This is a genomic window from Neobacillus sp. KR4-4, from assembly GCF_042136325.1.
Lineage (GTDB): Bacteria > Bacillota > Bacilli > Bacillales > Cytobacillaceae > Neobacillus.
In genome coordinates this window covers 87,096-98,433 of record NZ_JBHHJU010000021.1, presented here as the reverse complement: position 1 = coordinate 98,433, position 11,338 = coordinate 87,096, and the positions used below count along the sequence as shown (strand labels likewise).

The window sequence follows — 11,338 nt, the reverse complement described above, 5'->3', positions numbered from 1 at the left end:
TGGTATGCGTTGGACAACCTTAAGAGGCCTAAAAAAATTGTCCATGCAAGCGATGCTTACTTTTGCTGCCATGAATTTGAAAAAGATGGCCAACTGGACATGGAAAAGTCCAGAAATGGCCTAGATAAAGGTATAGGAAAGGTCAAAATTTTTCTCTTACGAGCAAAAAACCATAAAAAGGAATCGAATGTGGAATTAATTACTTTCATTCTCTTCTATTGGAACAAAATAGTGGCTTTTACGATAAACCAATGCTTCCATCGTAGCTAAAAGTTCTCCATCACTTTCTACACGGATTTTATACCATGCCGTACGGTTGTTTCGCTTTTCTTCTTCGGCTATAGCCCTTAGACGGGATCCTCTCCGGCCAGGAGACATAAAATTAACATTTGTTGACAATCCAACAGAAGTTTTCCCATAAGAATTACTGGCTGCTGCAAATACATAGTCTGCTAAAGAAAAGATGATAGCACCATGAACCGTGCCGTGTGAATTCAACATATGGTCATTTACATCTAACTCAGCCGTTGCAGTCCCCTCTCCCATCTCAATTAATTTCATACCGAGAAACTGGGCATAAGGCTCTTGTTCGAGTGTTTCAAAAATTTGCTTGTAATATTTTTGATGAACTTCCTGTTCAGTCATACTGGATTTCATATTGACTCCTCCTGTTTTTTTTGTATGTATGCTCCAAGGAAACCTTGTGAGATGAGACATCGTCTATTTTATTTCTTTATTATAACACACCGATAACGACATAGTGATTTTCCGTTATACAAAAACCAAAAAATTTTTAAAAATTTAAATATTTCATTTAATTACTTCAACTATTCGCTCATCCACAATGCGTACCGCTTTTCCTTCAGACCGAGGAATACTTCTTGGAGCTAGCACCCTTACCTTCAAATAAACTTACCTCTTTTGATCCATTATTTTAATAATCATAAAAAAAGACTGGCGATAAATCCGATTTAATTCGAATTTATCGCCAGTCTGAACTTCAGACACTTATCTGCAGTTAATTTAATGTTTAATAATTGTATATCCGATATAATAAGAAAGGATTAAAAAACTACCGATCAATAGCACTACCGAATACTCTGACATATACTTCCCACCCCTATATAAGTAAATGCTAAAACATCTTTAAAATATCATAAGCGGAGGGTGCCGCAAGTGATGAATATTACACTTTATTAACTAAGAGGTGAACTTTTTGTGAACATTTGCCTTTTCGGAGCAACAGGCAGAGTGGGTTCGATTATTTTAGAAAATGCTTTAACCAATCAACATTCCGTCCGAGTACTGGTGAGAGACAGCAGTAAACTAAACATTAAAAAAGATGGCCTTCTTGTTAAAGAAGGTAATGTACTAAATGAAACGGATATTGCAGGTAGCTTAACAGGATCGGATGTAGTGATTAGTTCTCTAAATACAGCAGGTACCACGGTACTGTCTGAATCGATGCCCTTTATCATTAAACATATGAAAGCGCTCGGAATACACCGAATTATTACCATTGGAACGGCTGGAATTCTCCAGGCTCGGTCTGCCCCCCATTTATATCGATTTCAATCGTCTGAATCAAAGCGGAAAAGCACACGTGATGCGGAAGAACATTTACGGGCCTTTTTATTATTAAAAGACTCAGGGCTGGATTGGACAATTGTTTGCCCGACTTATTTGCCTATTGGAGAGAGATTAGGATATTACAGATATGAAAAAGACTTTCTTCCTGATGATCCTTCGTCCATCTCTATTTACGATACAGCGGACTTTGCCTATGATCAGCTATTTAGCAATGAATTTATCGGTTCACGAGTAGGTCTAACCTATTAAAAACGCCCCTTAACATGTCATGTTAAGGGGCGAATTCTATCCAGCCAAATTTGTACCACCCTGTTGGAGTTGATACATTTGATAATATTTACCTTTCTTCTTCATTAATTCGTCATGTGTTCCCTTTTCAACAATCATCCCACGATCTAAAACAATGATCTGGTCAGCGTTACGGATTGTTGATAATCGGTGGGCAATAATAAAGGTGGTCCTCCCTTTTTTCAGAACTTCCATGGCCTCTTGAATCACAGTCTCCGTTTCTGTATCAATACTTGAGGTAGCTTCATCAAGCATAAGTATAGCTGGATCGAAAGCCAGCGCTCGTGCAAAGGAAATAATCTGTCTCTGCCCACTTGAGAGGGTACTCCCTTTCTCTAGGACTGGCTGATCATAACCATTTTCTAAGTTCTTGAATACCTTGTCAGCCCCTACATCTTTTAATGCTTTCTCTACTTTTTCTTTGGTTATCGCCGGATCATTAAGACTTACATTTGAAGCTATTGTTCCTGTAAATAAATAGGGATCCTGCAAAACAATACCCATATGGTTACGAATAGATTGACGGGGGATCGTTGCAATATCTTTTCCATCAATGGTAATTTTCCCCATTTGACAATCATAAAAACGGAAAAGTAAATTCATAATGGAACTTTTTCCAGATCCCGTGTGACCAACAAGAGCAACTGTTTCACCATGATTCGCTTCAAAATCAATATTCTTTAAAACGTATTCCCCGTCTTTATAACCAAATGATACATGATCAAAAGATACATTTCCTTTAAAACGGGCAATTCTCTCACCACTTACATTTTCACCTGGTTCATCCATCAATTTAAATACACGTTCTCCCGCCACTAGAGCAAGTTCTAGATTGGCCAATTGATTGACAATCCCCTGAACCGGTTGGAAAAGCCGGTTGATATAATCAACAAAAGCGTAGAGCATCCCTAGTGAAAGGATTGTAGAAGTATTGAGTGCCTGACCACCGAAATACCAAATAAATGCTACAAAAATAAGGTTTCTTAAGACACCGACCAGGTTGTGCGAGGTTAATGAATTGAGACTTAATAGTTTATTTTGGTACGTAAAATGTTCATGGTTAAGTTTCTCAAAATCCGCTTTTGTTTCTTTTTCACGACTAAACGCTTGGATGATACTCATCCCTTGGATTGACTCATTAATCATCGCATTTATTTCGCTGTTCCTCGACCGAATCACACGGTTATATTTTGAAGCATACTTCCGGTAAATCAACATCCATACATAAAGAATTGGTAATAACAATAAACAAATGGCTGCAAGCTTTCCATTTAAAATAAACAAAGCCACATAAATGCCTGTAATATAAATGGAACTTGTAAAAAAGGTGGCAAGAACCGTAACATATAACTCACGGATTGCCTCTGTATCATTCGTAATTCTTGCTACTACTTTCCCAGCAGGCAGGTTATCAAAATAATTTATTGGCAGGCGTTGAATCTGACCATACACATCTTCACGCATTTTTTGAATAATACGGTTGGCAGATTTTTGCAATAAGAAACGTTCACCGTACTGAAAAACAGCTGAAACAACCAAGAGTCCAAAATAAATGGTTAAAAGTTGAACGATTGGGAGAATCTCAGGCTGATAAAATGCTAGGATTTCAGAAAGACTAAGTTTTTTAGCATGATATTCTTCCTTTCTAACCCCATTTTTTATCTCCAATGTTCCGGCCTTTAAGGTCCGCTTTCCATCAAATTCAAGCTTTTTGTCGATGAAAACAAACTTGGATCCGACTTGCAAAATTTGGATTTGCTTTCCCCTTTGTTCACTACTAGATACATACTTAGCTCTTTTATAAAATTTCCCGTCATAATTTACTGCTTTTTCGCCGCTTGATGTTTCATACCAAACAGATTCAATTCCTAAAATATGCTGATCAATGATATTTTTAGCAATAAACGGGCCAGCGAGATCGGTTACGACAGAAATGGTCAGCATGACCAATGCTGCGAAAATAATTTTTTTATACGCAAATGCGTATTTAGCTAATCGTTTCCCTGTTGTCATGATTGCACCTCTTCCTCTATCTTCCCTGCAATCTGCTGGCGGATAAATTGTTCTTTATACCACCCATCATGTTCAAGAAGCTGTTCATGTGTCCCCTCTTCTATAATTTTACCATCGTCTAAAACAATAATATGATCGGCATGTTGGACAGCGGACATTCGATGTGTGGTAATGATGGTGGTCTTGTCATTTCTTGCCTTTCTAATATTATCAATGATTCGCTTTTCTGTTTTGGCATCAACTGCCGATAAGGAATCATCGAGGATGAGGATTTCTGGATTTTTGATCAGCGCGCGCGCTATGGAGATCCGTTGTTTTTGCCCTCCTGATAAAGCCACACCCTTTTCTCCAACGAGCGTACTTAATCCTTCTGGAAGAAGGGCAAGATCTTTTCGAAATGCCGCTAAATCAATGGCCTCTTCTAATTCTTCCTCGCTTGCATCTTTCCTGCCAAAAAGGATATTGTCTTTCACACTGCGAGAAAACAGTACATGATCCTGAGGCACATAACCAATCCAGTCGCGAACTTGATTTATGGTTTGCTCCTCTAATGATACCTCGGATATGGTTACCTCTCCATCGCCTAGTGGATATTGTCTTAATAACTGCTTAATAAAGGTGGTCTTTCCTGAGCCTGTTTTCCCAACAATACCCAATGTCTGCCCGTGTAACAGCATAACATCAACTTGGTTTAGGTTATCATTCTTAGAAGAGGGATAACGGAAAGTTACCTTTCGATAATCAATTCGATCAGCACGTTGTATGGAAACAGGGTCTAGAGGATTGACCACTTCCTCCTCATAGCTAAGTGTTTCATTAACGCGGTCAAGTGAAGCATTCCCCCTCTGCATCACATTGATTAACTCGCCAATTGCGAACATGGGCCAGATCATCATCCCTAGATACACATTAAACGACACAAGATTGCCCAATGTAATTGATTGATGGAATACTAAATAGGCACCATACCCGAGGCCAATTAGATAACTAATACCAACAAGCACCTTAATCGTTGGGTCGAATAATGCATCAATTTTTGCAACGTTAATATTCTTGTGATAGACATCCTCCGTAAGTTGATGAAAGCGCTTGCTATCTGCGGTTTCTTGAACAAATGCACGGATAACTCTAACTCCTGCGACTGATTCAAGTACACGGTCATTCAGTTCACCAAACGCATCTTGGGCTTCCATGAAGCGAGTATGAATTCTTTTTCCATACATTTGCATTAAAATCGCCATAATTGGCAACGGAATAATTGCCGCCAGTGTTAACTTCCAACTAATTAAAATTCCCATTGTTAACAGTAATGTCAGCATCCATACACTTGAATCTACAAGTGTCAGAATCCCAAAACCTGCTGTGATTGAAATGGCCTTTAAATCATTGGTCGCACGCGCCATTAAATCTCCAGTCCGATTTTTTTCATAGAATATCGGAGTCATTTTTAGTAAGTGAGTAACAAACCGGGACCTAAGTTTCCTTTCTACAAGGAAGGCTCCTCCAAACAGTCGGTACATCCAGATATAGGTTATTGCATAAGATGAAACCATGATTGCCAATAGAATACCAAGATATTGTATTATTTTCTTATGACTTATACTGCCCACATGAATATCATCAATTGCCAATCCGATTAATTTAGGCGGAATCACATCCAATATACCCACTAAAATTAATAGTGTAACTGCAATGACATATCGCTGCCAATTTTCTTTAAAGAACCAACTTAATTTTTTTAAAACCGCAAACATACCTAACTTCCCCCTTATGTTATACTATCCGCCCTCTATTGCTCCTGCTGTATTTCCCTTCCAAGACCCTGCCAAATACCTCATCCATATTTCCTCCCTCAAATTTGTTTTGAACTATAAAAAAAGACATACCGCAACAGTGCAGTATGCCTCCTTTTTAAAAAAAGGGACAAAAAAACACACGTCACGTATTAAAGAAAACGTAACCTGTGTTTTTGTCATTAATCAATTTCTTCACATTGATAAATTAACAGGAAAATTCTTCAGGACAGGTTACATTCAAATATTTAATTGTTAAAGAAACATGATTGAAATTAGTCATCTTTGTAACCCTCCCTTTCCTTTTTTCTTCCTTTGTAGGTTATCACCAGTTCTTTTAATTGTCAATTCCCATTTTTCTGAATTGTCTCAAATAGTTTTCTTTACCTAGAGGAATATTAATGCCCTCCCTTATCATTCCATTTTTTTCTCCATTTTTCCTTTTGTTTATTCCATTTCTCCTCCCATTTCTGAACCTCGTTAGTAAAATTCTCTTGAAAATTAAACCGATTCTTAGCAGCATCTTCCTGCTTTTTCTTTTCAATCAATGTGGAGATATGCGGGACATTAAAGCTTTCAGCAGGCGCATTCGCTAAGGCTTTCGTCATAACTTCCCGAAAAACAACTGCTGAACCTTTATTACTGACAGGCGTGATATAATGATCTTTGTCTGTTTTATCATAGCCAACCCAGATCGCCCCAACCAGCTGCGGGGTATACCCAACAAACCATTGATCCTTCAGGCCGTTTATCCCTTCTATTGGAACCTGAGTTGAACCAGTTTTTCCTGCCGTTTCTCTGCCAGGTATTTGTGCAGCCTTACCAGTACCTTGTTCTACTACACCAAGGAGCATGGTCGTCATATTATCGGTTACGGCCTTGGTTGTGACTCTTTCCTTTTTTGCCTTCCAAACAGCCACAACCTTTCCGTCAGCATCAATAATTTTTTTAATCGCATGGGCCTTCATTCTCACTCCGTTATTGGGAAAGACAGAAAAAGCTTCAGCCATGTTCAAAGGAGAGACACCTTTGTGTAAACCACCTAAGGCAAGGGATAAATTACGGTCATTTTTGTCCAATGAAATTCCGAACCGCTGAATGGAATCTAATCCTTTTTCAACCCCAAGTTCATTTAATAGCCAAACCGCGGAAACGTTTTTAGATTCTTTTACAGCTTCATACATGGGCACCTGACCGGAATATTGATCATCGTAATTACTTGGTTGATAACTCCCAAATGTCATTGGTTCATCTTTTAACATATCAGTCATCTTCCAACCTTCCTCCAATGCAGGTGTATAAACCGCTAATGGCTTAAAGGAGGAACCAGGCTGAGCCTTTAACTGCGAAGCTCGATTATAACCTCTAAACGTATGTTTTCCCCTGCCGCCAACAATTGCCTTAATCCCACCTGTCTTGGGGTCTAAGAGGATACCACCGCTTTGAACAAGGATATCTATTCCTTCTTGGAATAAAGAATCATTTTGATAAGTCTCTTCCATGGCTGTTTGCATTTCAGGTTCAAGCTCTGTAAAGATTTGATAGCCGCCTGTTAGTAATTCATCCTGTGATAATCCATATAAGTTTATAGCCTCTTCTAAAACCTGATCAACATAGTATGGAAACTTGCCTCGGAACGGGTCACCGCCTTTATCATTCAAAATTACTTCTTCATGTATGGCTTTTTCATACTGAGAATCGGAAATATATCCTTGTTTCTTCATTTGTACTAATACTAGATTTCGCCTTTCAGTCGCCTTTTCCATATGCTCATAAGGATTCAGGGAAGATGGTGCTTTAATTAGTCCTGCAAGTAATGCGGATTCACTGATTGAAAGGTCTTTAACCTCTTTGGCAAAATATTTGCTCGCAGCCTTTTTAATCCCCCATGCACCATTACCAAAATAAATTTGATTTAAATACATTTGCAAAATTTCTAGCTTTGAATATTCCCGCTCAATCTGTAGTGCTAAAAAAACTTCCTCCATTTTCCTATTTAAGGTTTTTTGTGAAGTGAGAAGTGTATTCTTAGTTAATTGTTGCGTTATCGTACTGCCTCCTTCAACCATTCCTCTAGCTTTTAAGTCACGGACGAGCGCCCTTGATGTCCCAATCAAATCCACACCGCTATGCTGATAAAATCGACGATCCTCAATCGCAACAATCGCATCTTTCATTGAGTTAGGAACCTGCTTAATAGAGACACCTTCATTTTTATTCGCCGACACTTTACTAGCTATATCCCCATTCACATCATAAAACACGGTAGCTTGTGGCAGTTCGTTCTTAAGTCCTGATATATCTGCATCCTTAGAAAAATAATAAAGTAGTCCAAAAAAACTTAAGATAATGATTAACATGGAAAGCACCATAATTTGGAGCAAGTGCCACTTTTTCAAGTTATTAAAGATAGTCCTAATTTTCTCTTTTAATACCAATTGAAAAACATCCTTTATCAGTAATCTATCATTGGTTAATTTTCGTAAATAGGGAAAGTTTTTATGACAATATTTAGTATTCCAAAAAAAAGAAAAAAGATGGCGAATTCCCATCTTTTTTCAGTCGTTTATTCATTTTTCGTTAATTCTTTAAAACGGTGTTTTGATACCTTTTCATCAATACTGCTAAAGATCCGATAATTTTCTTCATCCAAAATCCGAAAATGTTTACTGAGAATATTTTGTTGAAGAATATACCCGTTCTTTTTCGATACAACTCTCCACCAAATCCGGCCGCCAAGCGTTTTTGACTTCCGAATATCTATCCCTTCGCGGGCAACCGTTTCTAACACCTCCAGCGGCTCATTCCCAAATAAAAATTGGACTGTCTCAGTTTCACGAAAAAGTGCACAAATCGAAACGACAGTAGACCAATTGGCTAAAACTCTACCTTTCTCAATTTGAACAAGTGTTTTCTTAGAAACACCAATAATGTCTGCCATTTTATCCTGTGTATAGCCAACTTCCGTCCGTATAAGGCGAAGCTTTTCAGAAACCTGCATTATAATTTCATCTCTGGTCAAGTTAAGCCCTTCCTTCAATTACAACTAGTGTAATTTTACACTAGTTTGTTTATATCTTCAAATCCTAACATCAAAAAACTGCTATCTTTTTAGATAACAGTTTCAATTATTTATAGGGATTTAGGTGGTATTTCGCAATTGCTAGAACATGAATTTTTCAAATCGCATGCCCCGCATTTTCCCTTTTTTGATTTATTAATAAACCTAACTAAAGCCCATGATGCATATCCAAAAATAGCTGCTCCAATTAATATATTGGCAATCATTTGCTCCACCTCTTTCTAGAATTAAACAAGTCCTAACAATTTGCCGCCTTGATAGATGATCAAAGAAAGCACATAAGCAATTGCAAATGCATAAATCATAGAAAAAGCTGTCCATTTTTTTGAATTTGTTTCTTTATAGATCGTTGCTACTGTCGCAAGGCATGGGATGTATAACAAAATGAAAACCATGAAACTATAGGCAGCAAGCGGAGTATAATAGTTCGCCAATAACCCTTGCAAACTTGCATCATTCGGAACAAAATAAATAATATTCATGGTAGATATAATGGCCTCTTTTGCCAAGAACCCTGTAATTAACGAGGCGGATGCCTGCCATGTTCCAAATCCAATTGGATCAAAAATTGGGGCAATCATATTCCCAATCGCGGCTAAATAACTATCATCCATGTCAACCTTTAAACCATTGGGGCCAGCATAAGATAATAACCAGATAAAGACAGAACCCGCAAAAATAAATGTTCCAGCTTTTCTAACAAACCCTTTTCCTTTATCCCAAGTACTCCTCCACAGTGATTGAAACTGGGGAAGACGGTAAGGGGGGAGTTCTATAACAAATAATGAAGTTTCCGACTTTAGTAATGTAGACGAAAAGATTTTAGCTAGGACCAATGCAACTACAATCCCAAGGACATATAGGCTTAGCACAACTAAAGCCTTATTTCGCGCAAAAAAAGCTCCAACAAATAACGCATACACGGGTAATCGTGCTGAACAGGACATTAACGGGGTAAGCAATATGGTAACCAGCCTTTCCCGTGGTGTCTCTATGGTTCTGGCAGCCATTATTCCTGGTACATTACAACCGAAGCCAATCATCATAGGGATAAATGCCTTCCCATTTAACCCAACTGACTCCATAATTCGGTCCATTACCAATGCAACACGGGCCATGTACCCGGAATCTTCTAATAAAGAAATAAAGAAAAATAGGATAAAAATTTGCGGCACAAATACGAGTACGCCGCCTACCCCAGCAACTAAACCATCAATAATTAATGCATGAATAAAATTTGAAGCATGAATGGCGGTTAAAACCGACTCAAATTCTGCCGTAATGGGCCCTGTTAAAAATCCGTCCAAAGCATCAGATAATGGTGTTCCGAGCCAATCAAAAGTCAGCATAAACATGACATACATAAGCAGTAAGAAAATAGGCATTCCTAAAAAGCGATTGGTAACGATCATATCAATTTTCTCAGAAAGCGGAATGTCAAAGTTACTTTTTACGGCCACTTCGACAACGATTTTTTCTATTGCTTCTCTTCTTTTTTGATAAATATAGTTTGCTAATGATTTTACATTATAAAGTGTTTGTAAGGTTGACTCCAAGTTAACAATTAGATCATTAAGCTTTTTCTCGCCAACAATAATATTTACATAGTTTCTAACATATTCATTACCTTCAAAATATTGAATAGCTAGAAATCGTCCAGAAAGGTTGGTTTTGCCATGAATCTCAGCCGTCAAAGCAACAATTGCAGCTTCTACCTCTTTACCATAGTAAACAAGATTCTTTTTAGCAGGCTGGATTGATTGAGTCGATATGACATCAACTAATTTATCACAGCCCTTTCCATTTCTCGCCACAACAGGAACAACCGGTACTCCGAGAAGCTCAGAAAGTTTAGATGTATCAATTTGAATTCCTCGTTTATTTGCTACATCGACCATATTAAGTCCAATAAATGCTGGTTTTTCAAACTCAAGCAATTGCAAGGTTAGATGTAAATTTCGTTCTAATTGTGAAGCATCTAATATATTTAGCAGGCGGTCCACTGATTCATTAAGAAAGAAGGATGTAACTACCCCTTCATCCTTCGATAAGGGATTAAGTGTATACACACCAGGTAAATCAGTCAAATGACCAATATTATTTTTAAAAACACCAACTTTTTTTTCAACGGTGACACCGCTCCAATTACCAACATACTCATAGGAACCTGTAAGATTATTAAATAATGAAGTTTTCCCAGTATTAGGATTTCCAATAAGTGCGATGTCCATTATATTCTCTCCACTTTCATTCGAACTGCTTCTCTACGGCGAATACCCACACATTGTCCGCAAGATTCAATCATAATTGGACCGCCAAATGGCATGACACACTTTACACACACTTCAGAGCCTTCAGTAATCCCTAAGTCAAGTAATCGTCTTTGTACCAGGTGACCTACAAGAGAAATATCAATAATTTTCCCTTTATCTCCTACTTTTAATGAACCAAACATGTATATCACCCTATCTCCACTAATTGAGAATGATTATCTTTCTTGTATTTTAACACTTTTTTTGAGATAAAAAGCTTAATAAATTTGTCAAAAGTTTGAAGAATTTTCATGAATCAA

Annotated in this window: 11 protein-coding genes; 2 read left to right on the top strand and 9 right to left on the bottom strand. The window is 37.7% G+C overall.

All coding sequences use genetic code 11. From position 1 onward, the window contains the following. The coding region (locus tag ACE198_RS19525; protein ID WP_375376746.1) for a transposase at positions 1-124 on the top strand (124 nt) is incomplete at its 5' end. A gap of 71 nt (positions 125-195) precedes the next feature. Here the strand turns inward: ACE198_RS19525 and ACE198_RS19520 are convergent. Next, complete coding sequence (locus tag ACE198_RS19520) at positions 196-657, bottom strand: PaaI family thioesterase (RefSeq protein ID WP_375376742.1); 462 nt, start codon at positions 655-657, stop codon at positions 196-198. Positions 658-810: 153 nt separating this feature from the next. Continuing rightward, entirely contained in the window at positions 811-906 is a 96-nt protein-coding gene (locus ACE198_RS19515) for an acyl-CoA synthetase family protein (RefSeq protein ID WP_375376741.1), read from the bottom strand. A 312-nt stretch (positions 907-1,218) separates the two neighbouring features. On the opposite strand from ACE198_RS19515, the gene ACE198_RS19510 reads away from it, so the two are divergent. After that, positions 1,219-1,839: an NAD(P)-dependent oxidoreductase gene (locus ACE198_RS19510; RefSeq protein ID WP_251456592.1), complete on the top strand. Its 621-nt coding sequence runs from the start codon at positions 1,219-1,221 to the stop codon at positions 1,837-1,839. Between the two features lie 36 nt (positions 1,840-1,875). On the opposite strand, the gene ACE198_RS19505 is transcribed toward ACE198_RS19510, so the two are convergent. The 7 genes from ACE198_RS19505 to ACE198_RS19475 form a co-directional block, all read right to left on the bottom strand. Then, positions 1,876-3,891 (bottom strand): ABC transporter ATP-binding protein, encoded by a 2,016-nt coding sequence (locus tag ACE198_RS19505; RefSeq protein ID WP_375376740.1) that lies wholly within the window; start codon positions 3,889-3,891, stop codon positions 1,876-1,878. Further along, positions 3,888-5,645 (bottom strand): ABC transporter ATP-binding protein, encoded by a 1,758-nt coding sequence (locus ACE198_RS19500; RefSeq protein ID WP_375376739.1) that lies wholly within the window; start codon positions 5,643-5,645, stop codon positions 3,888-3,890. Before ACE198_RS19500 ends, ACE198_RS19505 begins: the two co-directional genes overlap by 4 nt. Before the next feature lie 437 nt (positions 5,646-6,082). Next, positions 6,083-8,056: a transglycosylase domain-containing protein gene (locus ACE198_RS19495; RefSeq protein WP_375376745.1), complete on the bottom strand. Its 1,974-nt coding sequence runs from the start codon at positions 8,054-8,056 to the stop codon at positions 6,083-6,085. 194 nt (positions 8,057-8,250) lie between these two features. Beyond that, a complete protein-coding gene (locus tag ACE198_RS19490; protein WP_098572144.1) occupies positions 8,251-8,706 on the bottom strand; it encodes a helix-turn-helix transcriptional regulator in 456 nt (151 codons plus the stop codon). Positions 8,707-8,816: 110 nt separating this feature from the next. Further along, positions 8,817-8,972 (bottom strand): FeoB-associated Cys-rich membrane protein, encoded by a 156-nt coding sequence (locus ACE198_RS19485; RefSeq protein ID WP_098572143.1) that lies wholly within the window; start codon positions 8,970-8,972, stop codon positions 8,817-8,819. A gap of 21 nt (positions 8,973-8,993) precedes the next feature. Beyond that, the gene (gene feoB, locus ACE198_RS19480) at positions 8,994-10,997 is read right to left on the bottom strand and encodes a ferrous iron transport protein B (protein ID WP_375376738.1); all 2,004 of its coding nucleotides are present in this window, start codon (positions 10,995-10,997) and stop codon (positions 8,994-8,996) included. Beyond that, positions 10,997-11,221 (bottom strand): FeoA family protein, encoded by a 225-nt coding sequence (locus ACE198_RS19475; RefSeq protein ID WP_098572141.1) that lies wholly within the window; start codon positions 11,219-11,221, stop codon positions 10,997-10,999. The genes feoB and ACE198_RS19475 overlap by 1 nt, the downstream gene beginning before the upstream one ends. Positions 11,222-11,338 lie beyond the last annotated feature (117 nt).

What these genes read in the sequence shown, in the direction of transcription:
- ACE198_RS19520 (WP_375376742.1), bottom strand. Translation starts at nt 657, where the DNA reads ATGAAATCCAGTATGACTGAACAGGAAGTTCATCAAAAATATTACAAG.
- ACE198_RS19505 (WP_375376740.1), bottom strand. Translation starts at nt 3,891, where the DNA reads ATGACAACAGGGAAACGATTAGCTAAATACGCATTTGCGTATAAAAAA.
- ACE198_RS19500 (WP_375376739.1), bottom strand. Translation starts at nt 5,645, where the DNA reads ATGTTTGCGGTTTTAAAAAAATTAAGTTGGTTCTTTAAAGAAAATTGG.
- ACE198_RS19495 (WP_375376745.1), bottom strand. Translation starts at nt 8,056, where the DNA reads ATGGTGCTTTCCATGTTAATCATTATCTTAAGTTTTTTTGGACTACTT.
- ACE198_RS19485 (WP_098572143.1), bottom strand. Translation starts at nt 8,972, where the DNA reads ATGATTGCCAATATATTAATTGGAGCAGCTATTTTTGGATATGCATCA.
- feoB (WP_375376738.1), bottom strand. Translation starts at nt 10,997, where the DNA reads ATGGACATCGCACTTATTGGAAATCCTAATACTGGGAAAACTTCATTA.
- ACE198_RS19475 (WP_098572141.1), bottom strand. Translation starts at nt 11,221, where the DNA reads ATGTTTGGTTCATTAAAAGTAGGAGATAAAGGGAAAATTATTGATATT.